The following is a 20,685-nucleotide window of genomic DNA, read 5'->3' as shown; positions in this document are numbered from 1 at the left end:
TATTTGAACGGTAACTGAACGGTGCGTTTTTGGCGCAAATCTCTGGCGGTGCCCTTTGTGGCAGCGGTATACCAATGTATTCCGCTAACATGTTGAAAAATATTAATAATTGCCTTTTCAGGGGCGGCTCTCGGGTCTAACAGCATTGCGAACGCCTTTCAGACGGACTGCTGCCCCATGCCCCTGCAAGATCACCCTCTGCGCTATCCTCTGGTCAATGAGCTGCACGCGCGGCCCTTTCCGACGCTGAACTCGCCCTGCAGCGTTGCCTTTCTGGCGCTGAAATCCGATGGCCCCGACGCCGCGCGCGACCGCGAGGCCGAGCGGGCGCATCTGATCGATCTGCTGGACCGGCACGGCGCGCCGCATCCGCAACCGGGCGCGACCCATTGGTCGGGCGAGATCGGGCGGCACATGCTGAAGTGGGAGAGCCATACCGAGTTCGTCACCTATACGGTCTTCACCAACTCGATCCTGCCGCGCGCCTTTGATCCGGCGGAGTTCGATGTGTTTCCGCCCAACTGGCTGGCGCAGGCCCCGGGCAAACGTATCACCTCGGTGCTGTTGCGGGTCGAGCCGAGCGCGGGCGAGGCGACGGTGCAACGCCAGATCGAGGACTGGTTCGTCGGCGAAAGTCTGGCGATCTCGCATGCGATTGAGCGGGATGCCATCATCGCGGGGGATTTCCGGATCGACCCGGCGGGGCATCTGCGGTTTTCGGTCTTCACCAACGAAGGGATCGGCACACGGCGGATCGGGCGGGTGGTGCAGCGGCTGTGCGAAATCGAGACCTATCGTGCCATGTCGATGCTGGGCCTTGCGCGGGTGCGCGAACTGGACCCGGAAATGGTGCGGCTGGATGCTGAACTGACACGGCTGATCGGGGCAATGCGCGATGGCGCGACCCGCTCGGAGGAGACGCTGCGCAGCCTGCTGAGTGTCTCGGCGGAGGTGGAGGATATGGCGGCGAAGGCGGCCTATCGGCTGGCCGCCACCAAGGCCTATGAGGCGATCCTGCGCGAACGTGTGGCGATGCTGCGCGAGGAACGCTTTCACGGGCGTCAGACCTTTGTCGAGTTCATGATGCGCCGCTACGATCCGGCGATGCGCACCGTGCGCGCCAGCGAGGCGCGGATGGCGGCGATGTCACCGCGGGCGATCCGCGCGGGCGAGTTGCTGCGCACGCGTGTCGATGTCGAGCGCAGCGCGCAGAACCAGGCGCTGCTGGAGAGCATGGACCGGCGGGCCGATGCGCAGCTGCGCCTGCAACAGACGGTCGAGGGGCTGTCGGTGGTGGCGATCAGCTATTACGCGGTGTCGCTGGTGGGCTATCTGTCCTACCCGCTGGCGGACGCCACGCATCTGAGCAAGGGGATGCTGCTGGCGATGATCACGCCCTTTGTGGTGCTGGCGGTCTGGTGGGTGATCCGCAGCATTCGCAAGAAGCTGCATTAGCGCGGCTATTTCCCCGGCGCGATGCGTCTGGGATGGCCCGCGAAGGTCACCAGAAGCGCGGCGGCGGTGATCGCTGCAACCCCGACAAGGCCGAGCGGGCCGGGGAAGGTCGCGAAGAGGATCAGATCGAAGCCGAGCGCCCAGATCAGCCCGGTGAAATCGAACGGGGCCAGCGTGCTGACCGGCGCGCGGGCCGTCGCCTCGTTCGAGACGATATGGCCGATGCCGCCGAGCAGGCCTGCGAGGATCAGCCAGACATAGTGCGTGCCGTCCAGCGCCACCCAGCCGAAGGGCAGGGTGGCAAGGCCGACAAGGGCCGCGACGACTGCAAAGTAGAAGGCGATGGTGGAGGAGCTTTCGGTCACGGTCATCCGTTTGGTGTGGACCCGCACGAAGGCCATGGTGAAGGCATAGGCGAGGCCTGCAGCAACACCGATCAGCGCGCCCTCGCCGGGCATGTCCAGCGCCTCCCACAAGAGGGCGATGACGCCTGCAAAGCCCAAGGCTACGGCGGCGATGATGGGGGCGGAGAGTTTCTCGCGCAGCAGGAAGGCGGCCATGGGCAGGCTGAGGACGGGGGCGAGGTAGGCCAGCGCCTGGGCGTTGGCGACCGGCAGATAGGCCAGCGACAGGAAGGACAGTGCCATCGACACCGCGCCGAGCAATCCGCGTGTGGCGTGCAGGCGGGGGTAGCGGCTGAGCAGGGCGGCGGGGAAGTTGCCGCGCCAGGCCATGTAGCCAAGGATCGGGATCAGCGCGATGGCCGAGCGCCAGAACATGATCTGCCCGACAGGGACCGTGGCGGCGACGCCGTGGACGGCGGCGGACATGGCGGTGATAAGGAAGGCAGAGAGCAGGCGCAGCGCGATGCCGGCGTAGTAGTCGCGGTGGGACATGGGGCCTCGTCTCTGAAGGACCCCGCCGCCTGTGCGGGCGGCGGGGGAATTGAGCGGGACCTTAGCGGCCGCGGATACGCGGGTCGAGGGCATCACGCAGCCCGTCCCCGAGATAGTTCACCGACAGCACCGTCAGCGAGATCGCGATGCCGGGCATGACCACGCGCTCGGGGTTTTGCTGCATGTAGTCAACGGCGTCGAACAGCAGCCGCCCCCAGGTCGGAAAGTCCGGCGGAAAGCCGAGGCCGAGGAAGGAAAGCGCGCTCTCGGTGATGATGGCATTGGCGATCCCCAGCGTGGCCGAGACGACGATGGGCGAGATCACGTTGGGCAGGATGTGGCGCAGGATCATCATGAGGTTCGTGGTGCCGATGGAGCGCGCGGCCAGCACGAACTCGCGCTCCTTCAGGGCCAGGACATCGCCGCGCACGATCCGCGCGGTCGGCATCCAGGAGGTGACGCCGATGGCGGTGACGATGAGGATGAAGATCCCCGTCTCGATCCCGAAGGTGGCCGAGAGCGGCTCGCGGAACAGCAGCACCATGACCAGCAGCAGCGGCAGCAGCGGCAGGGCGAGGAACAGGTCGGTGATCCGCATCAGGATGTTGTCGAGGCGGCGGAAGTAGCCCGCCAGAATCCCGACGAGCGAGCCGAGGAACAGCGCCAGCAGCATCGCGGTGATGCCGACGGCGAGCGAGACCTGACCGCCCGCCATCAGCCGGGCCATCATGTCGCGCCCCAGCTGGTCGGTGCCGAAGGGATGCGCCCAGGTGGGGCCGTTGTTCCGGGCGCGGAAGTCGATCTTGGAGGGGTCGAGATCCCAGAGGTAGGGGCCAAGAAACACCGCCAGCACGATGAACAGGAAGACGATGCCACCGGCCATGGCGCCCTTGTGGTGGCGGAACTGGTGCCAGACGTCGACCCACTGGCTGCGCGGCGGGGCGGAGGGCATCGGCTCGGGCAGGGGGCCACCGGCGAGGGTCGCGCCTGTGGGGGCGACGGGTTTGGGTGTGTGTGTTGGCTCAGTCATAGCGGATCCGTGGGTCGAGGATGCCGTAGAGGACGTCGGCAATCAGGTTGAAGAGCACGATCAGGACCGCGAAGATGAAGGTCAGCGTCTGCACCATTGGCAGATCGTTCGCCTCGATCGCGCCGATCAGCAGCTGGCCGAGACCGTTCACCTTGAAGACCTGTTCGGTGATGATGGCGCCGCCAAAGACCTGCGGCACGCCGAGCGCGATGACCGTGACCACCGGGATCAGCGAGTTGCGCAGCACATGCACCATGACAACGGCACGTTCGCCCACGCCCTTGGCGCGCGCCGTGCGCACGTAGTCCTGGTTGAGGTTGTCGAGCATCGAGGCCCGCATGAACCGCGAGATCTGCGCCGCGTTATAGAGCGCGAGCACGGTCACGGGCATCGCCATCTGGCGGATCTGCTGGCCGAAACTGGCCCAGTCGGTGACCTTCAGCGTGGTGTCGTAGATCGAGGGGAACCACCAGAAACTGCCGTGGTCCATGTTCACCGAAAAGATCACGATCAGCAGCACGCCGGTAAAGAAGGTCGGCACCGAAAAGCCGATCATCGCGATGAAGGTGCCGAGCTGGTCAAAGATCGAATACTGCCGGTAGGCGGAATAGATGCCGATGGGCAGGGCGATCAGGATGCCGACGATATAGCTCATCCCGACAACCCAGAGGGTCTGGGGCATCCGCTGCACCACGATGTCCATCACCGGAGAGCGGGTCTGCCAGGAGAGCACGCGCAGCTTGCCATCGGCAAAGTGGCTGCCGAAGATATGGTCGATCAGCACCTGAGGTTCGACCCAGAAGAACTGCACGAGCCATTTCCAGAACTGGATGTGGATCGGCTGGCCAAGGCCGAGGGCCTCGCGCATGCGTTCCTTGACTTCGGGGGGCACGGTCAGGGGCACCTGTGCCATCGGATCGCCGGGGGCGAGCTGCAGCAGCCCGAAGATGACCACGGCAATGAAAAGCAGGGTGGGGACGGCTATGATCAGCCGTCGGATGGTGAAATTCAGCATGGGGAGTCCCGGAAGGTCAGGAGTGGACTGCCGCGCGGCCCCGATCAAAACGGGGGCCAGACGCGACAGGGCACCGGTACGTAACATCCGGTACCGGGCAGAGGGCCGCCCGGCACCGGTACGCAAATTCCGGGGCCGGGCGCAAGGCCCAGCCCCGAGGGGGGATCACTCCTTGATCCGGTACCAGTCGGCGACGTTCCAGAGTTCGCTGTCCCAGGTGTTCAGCGCCACACCGCCGAGGGTGTTGGAATGGCCCGAAACGCGGCCACGGTCGACCAGCGGCACGATGGTGTAGGTGTCTTTGGTCAGCATCTCGTTCAGCCTCTTGGCGATCTCGCCGCGCTTCTCAAGCTCGCCTGTCTTGGCCAGCTCGTCGAGCAGGGCGTCATAGGCGGGATCGCAGAAGCGGTTGATGTTCTCACCCTGCCACTGCGAGGAGGGCTTGGGTTCGTTGCCGCAACGATACTGGGCCAGATAGGCCTGCGGATCGGTGCCGTCGAAGTTGTTGGCGTACATTTCGACATCGGCATAGAACTTCTGGAAGGTGTCGGGAGACCCCGCATCGCCACCAAAGAAGACCGAACCGGAGACGTTGCGCAGCTCGGTTTCAACACCGATCTCGCCCCACCAGGCCTTGATCGCGTCCTGGAAGTTCTGGCGCACGGCGTTGGTCGAGGATTGGAACAGCAGGTGGAATTTCTTGCCGTCCTTGTCGCGGATGCCGTCGCCGTCGCTGTCGGTCCAGCCGGCTTCGTCGAGCAGGGCCTTGGCGCCCTCGATGTCCTGCGGGATGCAGTCCTGGTTGGGCGAGGCGTACATTTCCGGTGCGGGCACCAGGTTGCAGGTTGCGCGGCCGGCTGAGCCATAGCCGATTTCGACGAGGATCTCGCGGTCGATGGCCATCGACAGGGCCTTGCGCACGTTCAGATCCGACAGGATCGGGTGCGGCGCGGCGACGGTGGCGCGGATGTCGGGGGCCAGATCAGGCGAGGGATCGGTGAGGTTCATCTCGATCCGCTCGACCAGCGTGCCATAGGCGGTGACGGTTTCGCCCTTGCCGCCCTTGGCCATCTGTTCCAGCACTTCGGGCGCCAGTTGCAGGTTCCAGGCATAATCGAATTCGCCGGTTTCCAGCACGGCGCGGCCCGCTGCGGTCGCATCGCCGCCGCCCTTGAAGGTCATGGTGGCGAAGGCCGGTTTGGCCGGATCGCGGTAGTTCGGGTTGGCCGAGAGCGAGATCACGTCGTTCGGTTTGAATTCGTCGACCACGAAGGGGCCGGTGCCGATGGGATTGAAGTTCGCCTCGGTGCACTCTGCCGCGCGACCGCCGGTGCAGTTTTCAAACTGTGCCTTTTGCAGGATCGGGGACTGGCCGCCCATGAAGGCGCCGTAGGGGTTGGGCTGGGGGGTCTCGAAGGTGATCTTGACGGTCAGGGGATCGACTGCCTCAACCGTCTTGATGCCGTTGAACTTGGAGAGCTGGGCGCAGCCGCCCTCGGGGTCCATGCAATAGGCGGCGGTGAAAACAACGTCGTCAGCGGTGAAGGCGGTGCCATCGGACCACAGTAGATCGGGTTTGATCTTCCAGGTGATCGAGGTCAGATCCTCGGACACGCCGCCATTTTCGACGGTGGGGATTTCTGTGGCCAGGAAGGGCACGAGGTTGCCATCGGGGTCATAGCGGCCGAGCGGTTCGAGAATGATCGAGGAGCTCTCGATGTCCTTGGTGCCGCCGGAGAGGTAGGGGTTCAGAATCGAGGGGGCTTGCCAATAGATGACGTTGACGTGGCCATCGGCGCCACGTTCCGCCATCGCCGCCGGAGCCATGGCAAAAGCAGCCGCTGCCCCAAGCAAAACGGTTTTCAGTTTCATGCGTTTCTCCCAGTTGGATATCCGACCTTTCGTGGCCGGTTGTTGTCGCTGACGACCTGAGCGCCGGTAGGTCGGGTGCGCGAAACTGCCGTGCACCCTGCCATTGTCGGGCCGGTCCCCTGCGGGTGGCTTCATCGAAAAGCGGATTCGCGCAAATTGCAAGCCTTCCCCTTTCGTCACGCATGCAGCGAGGGGGAGATGTGGGGGCAGGCGTTTGACATTTCGGCAAAAGCCTCTGTAGCGTCTGGCATCATTCACTCTTTCAGGTTGGTACATGCTGGACACGTCGCCCCCCCCGAGCCCATCCGTGCAGCCCGAAACCGGGCCGATTGCCCGTATTGAGAACCTGCGGGTGTCTTTCCAGACAAAGGATGGACCCGTCGTTGGTGTGCAGGACATCTCGTTCACCATCAACCCCGGAGAGACGGTCTGCGTGGTCGGCGAATCCGGGTCGGGCAAGTCGGTCTCGTCGCTGTCGCTGATGCGGCTGGTGGAGTACGGGCGGAGAAATTTCTGGCGGGCGCCTCATTTTTGATCGCAAGGGCGGCGGAGAGATTGATCTGGCGCAGGCGGATCAGGGATTGATGCGCACCATCCGGGGCAATGAGATCGGCATGATCTTTCAGGAGCCGATGACGGCGCTGAACCCGGTCTTCACCATCGGACGGCAGCTGTCCGAGGGGTTGATTCTGCACAAGGGAATGAACCGGGCGGCGGCGACGCGCCGCGCCATCGAGCTGCTGCGCGAGGTCCGCATCCCCGAGCCTGAGCGCCGCATCAAGCAATACCCGCATGAGCTGTCGGGTGGCATGCGTCAGCGGGTCGTCATCGCCATGGCCCTGGCCTGCGAGCCGCGCCTGCTGATCGCGGATGAGCCGACGACCGCGCTCGACGTTACCATCCAGGCCGAAATTCTGGCGCTGATGGACCGTCTCAAGCGCGAGACCGGGACGGCGGTGATGTTCATCACCCACGACATGGCCGTGGTGGCGCAGATGGCCGACCGGGTCGTCGTGATGTTCCGCGGCAACAAGGTCGAGGAGGGCCCGGTCGAGCAGATTTTCCACGCGCCCAAGCATGATTATACCAAGGCGCTGCTGGCGGCGGTGCCCAAGCTCGGCGACATGACGGGCAAGGATTTCCCGAACCGATGAAGCTGTTCGGTGTCGAGGGGCAAAAGATTGCTCCGATTCCCGGCAGTGACAAGGTGCTGCTGAGCGTGCGCAATCTGACCACGCGCTTTCCCGTCAAGGGCGGTGTGCTGCGCCGTACGGTGGCGAATGTGCACGCGGTCGAGGATATCTCCTTCGACATCAACAAGGGCCAGACGCTGAGCCTTGTGGGTGAGTCGGGCTGTGGCAAATCCACGGCGGGCCGCTCGCTTCTGCGGCTGATCGAGCCGCTGTCGGGGCAGGTCGAACTGGGCGGCAAGGACATCATGGCGCTGAGCCCGCCGGATCTGCGCAAGGCTCGCCTCGACATGCAGATGATCTTTCAGGATCCCTTCGCCAGTCTGAACCCGCAGATGCAGCTGTCTGATCAGGTGGCCGAGCCGATGCGCAACTATGGCACGCTGAAGGGCCGCGCGATGCAGGAGCGCATCGAAATGCTGTTCGACCGGGTCGAGCTGCCGCGCAGCTTCATGCGCCGCTATCCGCATGAGCTGTCGGGCGGGCAACGTCAGCGGGTCGCCATCGCGCGGGCTCTGGCGCTGAACCCCAAGCTGATCGTGTCGGATGAATCGGTCTCGGCGCTGGATGTCTCGGTGCAGGCGCAGGTGCTGAACCTGATGATGGAGCTGCAGGCCGAGCTGGGCCTGTCGTTCCTGTTCATCAGCCATGACATGGCCGTGGTGGAGCGTGTCAGCCACCGCGTCGGCGTGATGTACCTCGGGAGAATCGTCGAGATCGGCAGCCGTCGCGCGATCTTCGAGAATCCGCGCCACCCCTATACCCGCGCGCTGATGCAGGCGGTGCCAATTGCCGATCCGACCCGCCGCAAGAGCGAGCATGAGCTGAACTTCAAGCCGATCCCCTCGCCGATCCACGATCTGGACTATCAGCCTGAGCCGTCGGTCTATCAGAAGGTGGGCGAGGACCATTATCTGCTGCTGACCGACAGTGGTTACTGAGCGGGCGAGGGGCGCGGTGCACAGGCCTCGCGTCCCCGGTCCGGTCAGGCGCCGTCTTCACGCGTGTCCGCCGTTCCCCCCTGCGCGCCGTCGCGCTAAGGTGATGCGATCTGCCTTTGCGGCGCCCCGGGCCGCCTGAAATACCCCGTGCAAACGGCCAACCGAAAGAAGACCTACCATGAGCTCCCGCCTCAGCCCCTTCCAGATCATGCAAACCCTTGTCGGGTTTCCCACCGTCAGCCGGGATAGCAACCTGCCCCTGATCGACTGGGTGCAGGACTATCTGGAAGAACACGGCGTCACCTGCGTCCGCCACCTGCATCCGAGCGAACCGAAGGCCGGTCTGATGGCCCATGCCGGGCCGATGGTCGAGGGGGCGGTGGTGCTCTCGGGCCATACCGACGTGGTGCCTATCGACGGGCAGGACTGGTCCAGCGATCCCTTTACGGTCAGCGAACGCGACGGCAAATACTATGGTCGCGGCTGCGTCGACATGAAGTCCTTCGATGCGCTCGCCGTCTGGGCGCTGGCCGAGGCGGCGGGGCGCGATCTGACCCGACCGCTGCAGATCGCCCTGACCTATGACGAGGAGGTCGGCGTGATCGGCGCGGACCCTCTGCTCCGCGATATCGGGAACGCGCTGCCCAAGGGAAACGTCGCGATCATCGGCGAGCCCACGATGATGCAGACGGTCACCGGCCATAAGGCCAGCATCGCCTTTGACACCATCGTGCACGGTTTCGAGGTCCACTCCTCGCTGGCGCATACGGGTGTTTCGGCGATCATGGAGGGGGCAAAGCTGATCGCCTGGGCCAATGGCGTCAATGCCGCCAATATGGCGAAGACGCCGCAGGGCAGTGATGCGCTGTTCAACCCGCCCTGGACGAATGCGCATGTCGGTATGATCGGCGGCGGCACGGCCCATAACATCACCGCCAAGCGCTGCGAGTTTGTCATGTCGTTCCGCTGTGTGCCCGGCGAAGATCCGTCGATGTACGAGGAAGCTTATCGCGCCGAAGCCGCCCGCGTCGAGGCCGAGATGCAGCAGATCCGCCCCGAGACCTCGATCGAGCTGCGGCCCAAGTATATCGCCCCCGGTCTTGCCCCCGAGATCAACGGCGCAGCCGAGGAGCTGGCGCGGCGGCTGACCGGCGACAATGGCACCCATGTGGTCAGCTATGGCACCGAGGCGGGGCATTTCCAGAATCACGGGTATTCGGCCGTGGTCTGTGGCCCGGGCGATATCGCGCAGGCCCACCAGCCCGACGAATATATCACCGTGGCGCAGTTCGAGGCCGGGCATGACTTCATGCGCCAGCTGCTCGACCTGCTGTCTGAGCGTTGAGCCATGCCCGTACGCAACCGCATTGCCGAGATGCAGGGCGAGGTCGCGGGCTGGCGGCGGGATCTGCATGCCCACCCCGAGCTGCGCTTCGAGGAGCATCGCACCGCCGCTTTCGTCGCTGAAAAGCTGCACGGGTTCGGCTGTGACGAGGTGGTGACGGGCCTTGGCGGCACCGGCGTGGTCGGTGTGATCAACGGCACGGCCCCCGGCAGGACCATCGGATTTCGCGCCGATATGGATGCGCTGCCTATTCTTGAGGCAACGGGGCTGGCGCATGCCTCGACCCTCCCCGGCAAGATGCACGCCTGTGGCCATGACGGGCATACGGCGATGCTGCTGGGGGCGGCAAAATACCTCAGCGAGACGCGCCGTTTCGCGGGCCGGGTCGCGGTGATCTTTCAACCCGCAGAAGAAGGCGGCGGTGGTGCGGCGGCGATGCTGGCCGATGGGCTGTTGCAGCGCTTCGCCATTGAGGAAGTTTACGGCATGCACAACTGGCCGGGGATTGCGCTCGGCCATTTCAGCATGCGCAAGGGCGCGCAGTTCGCCGCGCCCGAGCGGTTCGATATCCGCGTCATCGGCAAGGGCGGACACGCGGCGATGCCCCATAAAAGCGTCGATACCACGCTGGTCGCGGCGCATATCCTGACCTCGCTGCAAAGCATTGTGGCGCGCAATGTCGGTGCCACCGATCCGGTCGTGATCTCGGTCTGTGGCTTTCGCACCGAGACGGACACCTACAACGTCATCCCCGGCACCGTGGCGATGAAGGGCACCTTTCGCGCCATGGACATGGGGGTGCAGGAGACGCTGCGTCGCCGGATCGAGGCCGTGACGCAAGCGACTGCCGAGGCCTTTGGTGCTGCGGCCGAAGTGACCTTTCTGTCCGGCCCGCCGGTGCTGGTGAATGACGCCGGGGCGGTCGATCATGCGCTGGCGGCTGCGGCGCGCGTCTCTGTCGCCGACAGTGATCTGGCGCCGGTGATGGGTGCCGATGACTTTGCCGAGATGCTGAAAATGCGCCCCGGTGCCTATGTTCTGGTCGGCAATGGCGACAGTGCCGGTCTGCATCACCCCCAATACGACTTCAACGACGCGGTCATCCCCTATGGCTGCAGCTGGCTGGCCGAAATGGCCGAGAGCCGGTTGCCGCTGACCGCCTGAACGGCGCGGGACGACACATTTTTCAAGGAGCACGACATGCCGATCAAGAACCGCTTTGCCGAACTGCAGGGTGAAATCACCAAATGGCGCCGGGATCTGCACGAGAACCCCGAGATCCTGTTCGAGACCCACCGGACCTCGGCTCTGGTGGCCGAAAAGCTGCGGGCGTTTGGCTGTGACGAGGTTGTCACCGGCATCGGGCGCACCGGCGTGGTGGGCGTGATCCGCGGGCGCACGGACAGCGCGGGCAAGGTCATCGGGTTGCGCGCGGATATGGACGCTCTGCCCATTCTGGAGGCGACCGGGCTCGAGTATGCCAGCAAGACCCCCGGCGCGATGCATGCCTGCGGTCACGACGGGCACACCGCGATGCTGCTCGGCGCTGCGCAATACCTTGCCGAGACGCGCAATTTCGATGGCACTGCCGTGGTGATCTTTCAACCCGCCGAGGAGGGCGGCGGTGGTGGTCGCGAGATGTGCGCGGATGGCATGATGGAGCGGTTCGGCATTCAGGAAGTCTATGGCATGCACAACTGGCCCGGCATGCCGCTAGGCAGTTTCGGCATCCGGCCCGGCGCGTTTTTCGCCGCGACCGATCAGTTCGAGGTCAAGGTGAAGGGCCGCGGCGGTCATGCCGCCAAGCCTATGCAGACCATCGACCCGATCGTCGTCGCCTCGCAGATCGTGTCGGCCTTGCAGAGCATCGTCAGCCGCAATGCCGATCCGGTCGAGCGGATTGTCGTCTCGGTCACCTCGTTCGAGAGTTCCTCGACAGCGTTCAACGTCATTCCCGGCCATGTCACCCTGCGCGGCACCATCCGCACGATGAGCGATGCGGGGCGCAAGCTGGGGGAGGAGCGGATGAAAGCGATCACCACCTCGACGGCGCAGGCCTTTGGCGCGAGTGCCGAGATCAGCTGGATGCCGGGCTATCCGGCGATGGTGAACAGCGAGGAGCAGACCGAGTTCGCGGCTGAGGTTGCGCGCGGCGTGGCGGGTGATTGCGCGGCGGCGGAGATCACCATGGGGGGCGAGGATTTCGCCTATATGCTGGAAGAACGCCCCGGTGCCTATATTCTGGTCGGCAATGGCGACAGTGCCGATGTGCATAACGCGGAATACAACTTCAACGACGAGGTTATTCCGGCGGGCTGTTCGTGGTGGGCGGGGATCGTCGAGCAGCGGATGCCGGTGGCCTGAGCCGGATCTGGGGGGATCGCCGCGCGCGGCGATGCCTCCGGCGGGGATAGTTAGGACAGGGAAACGATGGGCGCGTGGCGGGGCTGCGCGCCTGTTGTCATGTGTTGAGCAGGTGGCGGTAGATTTTGGTGATCGCGGCGGCTTCCTGTTCGATGCGGCAGTGGCCGGCGGCGTGGGCGCGGGCGTTGAGCGACCAAGCGGCGCGCAGGGCGTCGTCGTCGAGCAGGGTGGCGGTGGCGGTTGTCATGGCGTCGAGATCCTCGATGTCGACGAGGGTGCCGGTGCTGCCGTCCTGGACCAGTTCCTCGAAGGCGCCGGCGCGGGTGGCGACGACGGGGACGGCGCAGGCCATCGCCTCAAGCGGGGTGAGGCCGAAACCTTCCCAGCGTTGCGGGGCGATGTAGAGGTCGAGCGCCTTGAACCAGCGCGAGATGTCCCAGTGCGGGTCTTCGGGCAGGAAGAGGAAGCGATCGGTCAGGCCGGCGGCCTCGACCTGGGCGATCAGCGCGGCGTGGAAGTCGCGGTTCTTCTCGGTGACGCCGCCCATCATCACGGCGGTGACGTTCGGGCGCGAGGGCAGCAGGCGCAGCATCAGGTCGGTGAAGAGGTCGTTGCCCTTTTGCGGGCGGATGCGGCCAAAGCAGCCGACGAGGATCTGGTCGGCAGGCAGGTTCAGCGTGGCGCGCAGGGCAGTCTTGTCGGGGCTGGGGCTGAACAGCTCGGTGTCGATGCCGTGGTGGATGACGGTGGCGGGCACCTCAAGAAAGCCGGCGGAGCGGGCGGAGGTGGCGATCACCGCGTCCATCTGGCGGATCATCCATTTAGTGAAGCCGGTGTGGTGGCGTTGCGCGGCCGAGGTGAAGAGCAGTTTCAGCCGTTTGCGCAATATCTGTTTCAGCGCGATGCCGACCAGCATTTCGTTGTTGCGCCTTGCGTGCCAGACCCGCGGCCCGGAGGGGCCCTTGCGCGACATGGTGAACAGGGCGCTGACCGGGACTTGCGGCACGGCGTCGGGGATGTTCGGGCCGGCGCTGGCGATGGCGATGTCGCGGGCCTGCAGGGGCACCAGCCGGAACACGGTCGAGGTGACGCCGGACATGCGTTTCTTGAAGTTCGGGGCGATCACGTCGAGTTTTGCTGTCTCGGAGGGCATTTTCGTCTCCCTGATTTGGGGTATCGGCTTGGGGCTGGTCTACACGCTTGTGGGCGGCGCGCAAAGCGGCAGGGCGAGGGCGCTGAGCAGTGCCTCGGCCACCTGAGTCATGGCCTGGGATTGCGACTGCGAGATGGTTTGCGCGGCGGCGCCCATCTGCATGATGCGGTCGGGGTCTTGCAGCAGCTGCGCAACAGCCTGCGTGAGGGCCGCGGCATCCGCAACCTTCAGCGCGGCACCGGCGGCGTCGAACTGGGCGTAGCTCTCGGCGAAGTTCGCGACATGGGGGCCGTGCAGCACGGGCGTGGCGAAAAAGGCGGGCTCGTAGGGGGTATGGCCGCCGGCCTTGCCGAAGGAGCCGCCGAGGAAGACCAGCGGCGCGAGGGCGTACCAGAGGCCGGTCTCGCCCAGAGTGTCGGCGAGGTAGACCTCGGCGGTGCCGGGGGTTGCACCCTGGGTGCGGCGGGCGAAGCTGAGGGATCGGTCGCTGATCAGTTTCACGATCGCATCGGCGCGGGTCGGGTGGCGGGGGACGAGGATCAGGCGCAGGCCGGGGAGCATCTTGCGGGCGGCAAGATGGGCGTCGAGGATCTGCGCCTCCTCGCCCTCATGGGTCGAGACGGCGGTCCAGAGCGGCCCGGGAAAGGCCGCGCGCATCCGGGTGAGGTCGGCGTCGTTGACCGGCGGCGGCAGGATCATCGCCTTGAGGTTGGGGCCCTGGGCGGTGGTCTCGGGGTTGGCGCCGAGGGCAAGCAGGCCGTCCCAGGTGGCGCGGTCCTGAGTGCGGATCATGCAGAACTGGTCGGTGAGATAGCGGAAGGTGTCGCCAAAGCGGCCCCAGTTGCGCAGCGAGCCCTTGGAGAGGCGGGCGTTCAGCAGCGCCAGGGGGATGCCGCGCTTGCGGGCGGTGACGATCATCTGCGGCCAGAGCTCGCTCTCGACGAGGACACCGGCGTCGGGGTGCCAGTGCTCAAAGAAGCGGCGCACCGGGCCGGCGGCGTCGAGAGGGGCGAACTGGTGCAGGCAGCGCGCGGGCAGGCGGGCGGCCAGCACCTTGGCCGAGGCAGCGGTGCCGGAGGTGATCAGCGCATGGGCGTTCGGGCGCATCTCCAGCAGGCGCTGGACGAGGGCGAGGACCGACACGCTCTCACCGACGCTGGCGGCGTGGAACCAAAGCAGCGTGCCGGTGGGGCGGGCTTGGCTGGCGTGGCCGAGGCGTTCGCGCTGACGCTCGGGCGGGATCCCCTCAGCGGCGAGTTTGCGCGAGACCCGCCGCCAGAGCAGAGGCGCGGCGGCCAGAGCGACCAGCCGGTAGAAGTGATAGAACGGCGTCGCCTGCGCCTGTGGGCGGGCCATCAGCCGCCCGTATGGCTCATGTGGCGCGAGACCTGACCATCGGCACGCTGGCGCGAATAGTCGAAGTCGTGGCCCTTGGGTTTATGCGAGATGGCGTCGCGGATGGCCTGTTCCAGCGGCGCGTCGTCGCCGGGGAAATTGCGCAGGGCAGGGCGCAGGTCGGCCATGTCTTCCTGACCGAGGCACATGTAAAGCTCGCCCGTGCAGGTCATGCGGACGCGGTTGCAGCTTTCGCAGAAATTATGGCTGAGCGGGGTGATGAAACCGATCTTCTGACCGGTTTCCTCAACCCTGACATAGCGCGCCGGGCCGCCGGAGCTTTCGGCGAGATCGGTCAGACGGTACTGCGTTTCCAGCGTGGCGCGGACGTCGCGCATCGACCAGTACTGGCCGACGCGATCCTCGTTGCCGATATCGCCCATCGGCATGACTTCGATCCAGGTGATGTCCATCCCGCGCTCGGCGCAGAATTCCGAGAGGGTGAACAGCTCATCCTCGTTGAAACCCTTGAGGGCGACGGCGTTGAGTTTGACCTTGAGGCCAGCGGCTTGCGCCGCGTCCAGCCCGCGCAGCACCTGCGGCAGACGGCCCCAACGGGTGACACGGGCGAATTTCGCCTCGTCCAGCGTATCGAGCGAGACGTTGATGCGGCGCACCCCGGCGGCGGCCAGATCCTTGGCAAAGCGTTCCAGCTGGCTGCCGTTGGTCGTCAGGGTCAGCTCTTTCAGCGCGCCACTGTCGAGATGGCGGGTCATGGCGCGGAAAAACGTCATGATATCGCGCCGCACCAGAGGTTCGCCCCCGGTGATCCGCAGCTTTTTCACGCCGAGGCCGATGAAGGTGGAACACATGCGGTCCAGCTCCTCCAGCGTCAGCAGATCTTTCTTGGGCAGAAAGGTCATGTTTTCGGCCATGCAATAGACGCAGCGGAAATCGCACCGGTCCGTGACCGAGACGCGCAGATAGTCGATGGCACGATGAAAGGGATCAATGAGGGGTGCTGTCATAGGAAGTAACCTATTGTGGCGGGGGTGTGCCGACAAGGGCCGAGAGATCATGTTTGTGCGATTGAAGCGGCGGGCGAACGCCCTAAACTAAGCGCCATGAAAGCCATCTCAGCGATCCTGTTGATCCCCGCCCTCACCCTCGCCCTCGCCGGGTGCGAGAAGATGAAGATGTCCGAGACCATGCGCCCCACCGCGCCGCCCATTGATACGAGCGTCAAGGTCGAGGCCGAAGTGCTGCCCGAAAGTGCGGCAGAGGTCTCGGTCCGCCCGCCTGCGCGGCCCAGCAAGGGGCGCACCGTGGCGACGCTTGGCGCGGCGGGAGAGCCGGGGCTGTGGCTGAAGACGCCGATGGTCAAGACGGTGCAGAAGGGGCGGATCACCGCCATCGAGACCGGCACCACCATCTCCGCCCAGCTGATCCCGATCAACGGGCCAGAGACCGCCGGGTCGCGTCTGTCGCTGCAGGCGATGCAGGCGCTTGGCGTGCCGCTGGCCGGGCTGATCGAGATCGACGTCTATCCGGGCGGCTGAGCCGCTTACAGGTTCTTGCCGGCCTCCTTGCGGGCAAATCCGCGCATGTCCTCGCCATGTTTGTCGAGGAAGGCGCGGACCCGCTCGGGGTCGTGTTTGGAGAGGTCGCGCAGCCAGCTCGCAATGGCCTTCTGGATGAACCACTGGGGATCGTCGACATAGCGCGCCGCCCAGCCGAGCACACGTTCGCGGGCGGCGGCTTCTTCGGCGTTGGGGTGGTTCAGCCGGGTCAGGCCGAGGGTCATCACGAGGGCGGAGCGGCGGGTCCACATATGCGGCGACTCGGTCCAGTATTCGACGTGATCGAGGCGCGACAGGTCCGCCATGATGCGCCGCTCACCCGCCTTGGAGACGTGATCGGCAATCGCCCAGGAGTCGAAATCGGCGATCCAGCTGCACAGCAGGTGCCAGACGGGTTCGTCGCTGGGGCGGATGCGGGCCTGGGTCAGCAGCTTGGCGGCGGCGATCCGGGCCTCGTGGATATCGGTCTGCCAGAGGTCATCGGCCAGCGTCAGGCGCTGCTGCAGCGTCAGGGTGCGACGCCATTCGGTCGCCAGCTCGTTGATCTCGGGGTTCGGGACGCCGAGATAGCTGCGGGGGACCTTGTGATAGGCGGCAGCACCTTCGGCGTGGCCGGGTTTTTCATGGGTCTTGAGCGCGGTGAGCGCGTCTTCCAGTGTCATGCATCTTGTCCGAGGTTGCCCGCGACGATGCCCGTAGGGACACCGTCCATGGTCAGGGTGTTGCGGTCGCGCCAGTAGTCGTGGATCTTGTCTTCGCCCTGCGCGTCGGCCCATTTGTCGAGGGTGTCACGATCGCCCGCGAAGTCCATGAAGGGCACGGCATAGCCGCAGGAGGTCTGCACAAGCGTGACGTCCACGTCATAGATCTGGCGGGCCTGAAAGGCCGGGGTGAAATGGGCATCTAATGCGGCCCACTCCGGATCGAGGCGGTGGATGGTGCGGGCCGTGCCGTAGCAGCGCAGGATCTGCGGGCGCGTCGTGAAGGAGCACCACATCAGCGTCATGCGGTTGGCCTGCGACAGGTGCCCGGCGGTTTCATTGCCCGACCCGGTCATGTTGCGCCACAGGATGCGGTTCGGGCCCAGCACCCTCAGGCAGTCCATTCCCTTGGGCGAGACGTTGACATAGCCCTCGGGCCCGGCGGTGCCGGTAAAGAACAGGTGCTGGTCCTCGATGAAGCGCTGGTGCGCCGCGTCGATCTGATCAAATTGCTTGGCCATGGAGGATTCCTGTGCGGATTCTGCTCAGCCTATTCCACCGTCACCGACTTTGCCAGATTGCGCGGCTGATCGACGTCTGTGCCTTTTGCAACGGCGGTATGATAGGCCAGCAATTGTGCCGGCAGCGCATAGAGGATCGGGGTCAGGATCGGATCGACGGTGGGCATCTCAATACTGCGCCAGACACCATCCTGCGCGGCCTCGATGCCGGCGTGATCGCTGATCAGCAGCACCTTGCCACCGCGCGCCATCACCTCCTGCATGTTTGACACGGTCTTGTCGAACAGCGCGTCGCGCGGCGCCATGACGACGACGGGGACGTGTTTGTCGATCAGGGCGATGGGGCCGTGCTTGAGTTCGCCTGAGGCATAGGCTTCGGCGTGGATGTAGCTGATTTCCTTCATCTTCAGCGCGCCTTCCAGCGCGAGGGGATACATCAGGCCACGACCCAGGAACAGGATATCCTGCGCCTCGGCGATCTGTAGCGACAGCTCCTCGGCCACGGTATTGCTGTCGAGGGCGCGGCCCAGAGTGGCGGGCAAGGCGCGCAGCGAGGCGACGAGGGTCTCGAACCGCTCATCGCTGAGGGTGCCTTTCTGGCGGCCCGCTTCCAGCGCCAGGGTCAGCAGAACTGTCAGCTGGCAGGAGAACGCCTTGGTCGAGGCGACGCCGATTTCGACGCCCGCAAGGATCGGCAGCGCCAGATCGCTTTCGCGCGCGATCGAGCTTTCGGCGACGTTGACGACCGAGACGACGCGGTCCGCCTTGTCGCGGCAATAGCGCAGGGCGGCGAGGGTATCGGCCGTCTCGCCCGACTGGCTGACGAAGATGGCGACTGTCTTTTCGGTGATCGGCGGCTCGCGGTAGCGGAACTCGGACGCGACATCGACCTCGACGGGGATGCGGGCGATCTGCTCGAACCAGTATTTCGCGGTCAGGCAGGCGTAGTAGGCGGTGCCACAGGCGACCATGACCAGACGCTCGACCCCGGTGAAGTCGATGCCGCCGTCGGGCAGGGTGACGGTATGGCCGGACTGGCCGAAGTAGTGTTTCACCGCGTCACCGATGACCTGCGGCTGCTCGGCGATTTCCTTGGCCATGAAGTGCTTGTGACCGGCCTTGTCGACCTGCGCCTTGTCCAGCGACACGCGGCGCATCTCGCGGTTGGCGAGGGTGCCCTGGGCGTCGTAGATCGTGACGTCCTGCCGGGTGATGACGGCCCAGTCGCCTTCCTCAAGGTAGGTGATGCGGTCGGTCAGCGGGGCCAGCGCCAGCGCGTCGGAGCCGACGTAGTTTTCACCGTCGCCATGGCCGATGGCGAGGGGAGAGCCCTTGCGTGCGGCGATCATCAGGTCCTGCTCGCCCTCGAACAGGAACAGCAGGGCGAAGGCCCCCTCAAGCCGCGACAGGGTCTTCTCGACCGCCTGCGCGGGGGTCATGCCCTCGGAGAGGTAGCGCGAGGCGAGCATGGCGACGGTTTCGGTATCGGTGTCGGATTGCGGCAGGTCGCCCTTGTCCGCCAGCTCGCGACGCAGGGCGCGGAAGTTCTCGATGATGCCGTTGTGCACCACGGCGACCTTGCCGGCGCGATGCGGGTGGGCGTTCACCTCGGAGGGTTCGCCATGCGAGGCCCAGCGGGTGTGGCCGATGCCGGATTTGCCGGGCAGGGGCGTGTGCACCAGAAGGTCGGAGAGGTTGACCAGCTTGCCGACGGCGCGGCGACGGTCCAGCACGCCGTCGTTGATCGTGGCGATGCCAGAGCTGTCGTAGCCACGATATTCAAGCCGCTTGAGGGCCTCGACCAGAAAGGGAGAGGCCTCGTGATTGCCGAGATAGCCGATGATGCCGCACATTAGTCTGCCTCTTTGGCCTGACGGGCCTTCTTGAGTTTCAGGATTTCCATCAGTTTGCGTGCCATGCCGGGTTTGGAGACCTGACGGGCACGTCCGATGGCCAGCGCGCCGGGCTCAACGTCGCTCGTGATGACCGAGCCGGAGCCGGTCATCGCATCGTCGCCGATGGACACAGGCGCGACCAGCATGGTCGAGGAGCCGATGAAGGCGCGCGCGCCGATGCGGGTGCGGTGCTTCATCACGCCGTCGTAGTTGCAGGTGATGGTACCAGCGCCGATGTTGGTATCCTCGCCCACTTCGGCGTCGCCGATGTAGGTCAGATGGTTGATCTTGGCGCCGCGATCAATGCGGGCCTCTTTGATTTCGACAAAATTGCCGATGTGGACGTCCTCGGACAGCTCGGCACCGGGGCGCAGGCGGGCGAAGGGGCCGATCAGCCCGCCCCGGCTGACATGGCAGCCCTCAAGATGCGAGAAGGCGCGGATGCGGGCACCGCTTTCAACGGTGACCTCAGGGCCGAAGAAGACGTTCGGCTCGATCACGCTGTCGCGCCCGATCACGGTGTCCTGCGCGAAAAAGACGGTGTCGGGGGCGACGAGGGTCACGCCGTCCTCCATCGCCTCGGCGCGCTTGCGGGTCTGGAAGGCGGCCTCGGCCACGGCCAGCTCGGCGCGGGAGTTGATGCCCATCGTCTCGGCCTCGTCACAGGTGACGACCCCGGCCGACAGATGCGCGGCGCGGGCCAGACCGATGATATCGGTCAGGTAATACTCGCCCGCCGCATTGTCGTTGCTGACCTTGGAGAGCAGATCGAACAGCGTCGCGGCACTGGCGCAGATCACACCGGAGTTGCACAGGGTGATGCGACGTTCGCCGACGGAGGCATCCTTGAACTCGACAATCCGCTCAAGGCTGGGGCCGTCCATCACGAGGCGACCATAGCGCCCGGGATCTGCGGCCTCGAAGCCCAGCACGACGACGTCGTTCTTGGCGCGGGCGGCCTGCATCGCCTCCAGCGTTTCGGGGCGGATGAAGGGGGTGTCGCCATAGAGAACGATGACGTCGCCGTCGAAATCCGCCAGCAGGTCGCGGGCTTGATCGACGGCGTGGCCGGTGCCGTTCTGTTCGGCTTGCAGCACCACCTGCGTCAGCGGCATGATGTCCTCAGCCGCTTTGGTCACGGCCTCGGCGCCGTGGCCTGCAACGACGACCAGTCGGGCGGGGTCCAGTGACAGGGCCGCATGCATCGCATGGGCCAGCATCGGCACGCCCGCGATCTGGTGCAGGACCTTGGGGAGGTCCGAATTCATCCGCGTGCCCATGCCCGCCGCCAGTATGACGCATGCCGTGCTGCTCATCGTGCCCTCAATTCTTTGCCTGAAAGGGCGGCGGCCTCGGGTCATCTCAGGCCCCGGCGCGCACCCTTGTGGTTGT

The 20,685-nt window shown here is 65.4% G+C and carries 16 protein-coding genes and 1 pseudogene; 6 read left to right on the top strand and 11 right to left on the bottom strand.

Features of this window, described 5'->3' with window-relative positions:
* Window positions 1-177 precede the first annotated feature (177 nt).
* Entirely contained in the window at window positions 178-1,455 is a 1,278-nt protein-coding gene (locus tag F3W81_RS07480) for a DUF3422 family protein (protein WP_193082989.1), read from the top strand.
* Between the two features lie 5 nt (window positions 1,456-1,460).
* On the opposite strand, the gene F3W81_RS07475 is transcribed toward F3W81_RS07480, so the two are convergent.
* The 4 genes from F3W81_RS07475 to F3W81_RS07460 form a co-directional block, all read right to left on the bottom strand.
* The gene (locus tag F3W81_RS07475; protein WP_193082988.1) at window positions 1,461-2,351 is read right to left on the bottom strand and encodes a DMT family transporter; all 891 of its coding nucleotides are present in this window, start codon (window positions 2,349-2,351) and stop codon (window positions 1,461-1,463) included.
* Window positions 2,352-2,412: 61 nt separating this feature from the next.
* On the bottom strand, window positions 2,413-3,303 hold the full coding sequence (locus F3W81_RS07470; protein WP_226941964.1) for an ABC transporter permease: 891 nt from the start codon (window positions 3,301-3,303) through the stop codon (window positions 2,413-2,415).
* A 70-nt stretch (window positions 3,304-3,373) separates the two neighbouring features.
* On the bottom strand, window positions 3,374-4,396 hold the full coding sequence (locus F3W81_RS07465; protein WP_193082986.1) for an ABC transporter permease: 1,023 nt from the start codon (window positions 4,394-4,396) through the stop codon (window positions 3,374-3,376).
* A 165-nt stretch (window positions 4,397-4,561) separates the two neighbouring features.
* A complete protein-coding gene (locus F3W81_RS07460) occupies window positions 4,562-6,268 on the bottom strand; it encodes a peptide ABC transporter substrate-binding protein (RefSeq protein WP_193082985.1) in 1,707 nt (568 codons plus the stop codon).
* Window positions 6,269-6,542: 274 nt separating this feature from the next.
* Here F3W81_RS07460 and F3W81_RS07455 point away from each other — a divergent pair.
* The 4 genes and pseudogenes from F3W81_RS07455 to F3W81_RS07440 all read left to right on the top strand — a co-directional run bounded on the left by F3W81_RS07455 (window position 6,543) and on the right by F3W81_RS07440 (window position 12,108).
* Window positions 6,543-8,399, top strand: a pseudogene (locus F3W81_RS07455) (ABC transporter ATP-binding protein).
* A 178-nt stretch (window positions 8,400-8,577) separates the two neighbouring features.
* Window positions 8,578-9,744, top strand: coding sequence for an acetylornithine deacetylase (argE, locus tag F3W81_RS07450; RefSeq protein ID WP_193082984.1), 1,167 nt, complete (start codon window positions 8,578-8,580; stop codon window positions 9,742-9,744).
* A 3-nt stretch (window positions 9,745-9,747) separates the two neighbouring features.
* Complete coding sequence (locus F3W81_RS07445) at window positions 9,748-10,908, top strand: amidohydrolase (RefSeq protein ID WP_193082983.1); 1,161 nt, start codon at window positions 9,748-9,750, stop codon at window positions 10,906-10,908.
* A 36-nt stretch (window positions 10,909-10,944) separates the two neighbouring features.
* Complete coding sequence (locus tag F3W81_RS07440) at window positions 10,945-12,108, top strand: M20 aminoacylase family protein (RefSeq protein WP_193082982.1); 1,164 nt, start codon at window positions 10,945-10,947, stop codon at window positions 12,106-12,108.
* A 97-nt stretch (window positions 12,109-12,205) separates the two neighbouring features.
* Here F3W81_RS07440 and F3W81_RS07435 read toward each other — a convergent pair whose 3' ends face one another.
* Genes F3W81_RS07435 through moaA form a run of 3 tightly spaced genes read right to left on the bottom strand, consistent with a single transcriptional unit; the run spans window position 12,206 to window position 15,624 of the window.
* Window positions 12,206-13,261: a glycosyltransferase family 4 protein gene (locus tag F3W81_RS07435; protein ID WP_193082981.1), complete on the bottom strand. Its 1,056-nt coding sequence runs from the start codon at window positions 13,259-13,261 to the stop codon at window positions 12,206-12,208.
* A gap of 39 nt (window positions 13,262-13,300) precedes the next feature.
* Window positions 13,301-14,617 (bottom strand): 3-deoxy-D-manno-octulosonic acid transferase, encoded by a 1,317-nt coding sequence (locus F3W81_RS07430; RefSeq protein ID WP_193082980.1) that lies wholly within the window; start codon window positions 14,615-14,617, stop codon window positions 13,301-13,303.
* Window positions 14,617-15,624 carry a GTP 3',8-cyclase MoaA gene (gene moaA, locus F3W81_RS07425; RefSeq protein ID WP_193082979.1) on the bottom strand — a complete coding sequence of 336 codons (1,008 nt, stop codon included), beginning with the start codon at window positions 15,622-15,624 and terminating at the stop codon, window positions 14,617-14,619. The genes F3W81_RS07430 and moaA overlap by 1 nt, the downstream gene beginning before the upstream one ends.
* A gap of 96 nt (window positions 15,625-15,720) precedes the next feature.
* Between moaA and F3W81_RS07420 the strand changes: the two genes are divergently transcribed.
* On the top strand, window positions 15,721-16,155 hold the full coding sequence (locus F3W81_RS07420; RefSeq protein ID WP_193082978.1) for a hypothetical protein: 435 nt from the start codon (window positions 15,721-15,723) through the stop codon (window positions 16,153-16,155).
* A gap of 5 nt (window positions 16,156-16,160) precedes the next feature.
* Here the strand turns inward: F3W81_RS07420 and F3W81_RS07415 are convergent, their stop codons facing one another.
* From F3W81_RS07415 to glmU, 4 genes are read right to left on the bottom strand one after another with little or no spacing between them, the layout of a single operon-like run.
* Window positions 16,161-16,838 (bottom strand): DNA alkylation repair protein, encoded by a 678-nt coding sequence (locus F3W81_RS07415; protein WP_193082977.1) that lies wholly within the window; start codon window positions 16,836-16,838, stop codon window positions 16,161-16,163.
* Window positions 16,835-17,398 carry a pyridoxamine 5'-phosphate oxidase family protein gene (locus F3W81_RS07410; protein WP_193082976.1) on the bottom strand — a complete coding sequence of 188 codons (564 nt, stop codon included), beginning with the start codon at window positions 17,396-17,398 and terminating at the stop codon, window positions 16,835-16,837. The genes F3W81_RS07415 and F3W81_RS07410 overlap by 4 nt, the downstream gene beginning before the upstream one ends.
* Window positions 17,399-17,427: 29 nt before the next feature.
* On the bottom strand, window positions 17,428-19,251 hold the full coding sequence (gene glmS, locus F3W81_RS07405) for a glutamine--fructose-6-phosphate transaminase (isomerizing) (RefSeq protein ID WP_193082975.1): 1,824 nt from the start codon (window positions 19,249-19,251) through the stop codon (window positions 17,428-17,430).
* Window positions 19,251-20,609, bottom strand: a complete 1,359-nt coding sequence (glmU, locus tag F3W81_RS07400; RefSeq protein ID WP_193082974.1) for a bifunctional UDP-N-acetylglucosamine diphosphorylase/glucosamine-1-phosphate N-acetyltransferase GlmU — start codon at window positions 20,607-20,609, stop codon at window positions 19,251-19,253. Before glmU ends, glmS begins: the two co-directional genes overlap by 1 nt.
* Between the last annotated feature and the right edge of the window lie 76 nt (window positions 20,610-20,685).

The organism is Pseudooceanicola spongiae, assembly GCF_014899185.1.
GTDB lineage: Bacteria > Pseudomonadota > Alphaproteobacteria > Rhodobacterales > Rhodobacteraceae > Pseudooceanicola > Pseudooceanicola spongiae.
This window is presented reverse-complemented; position numbering and strand designations above follow the sequence as displayed.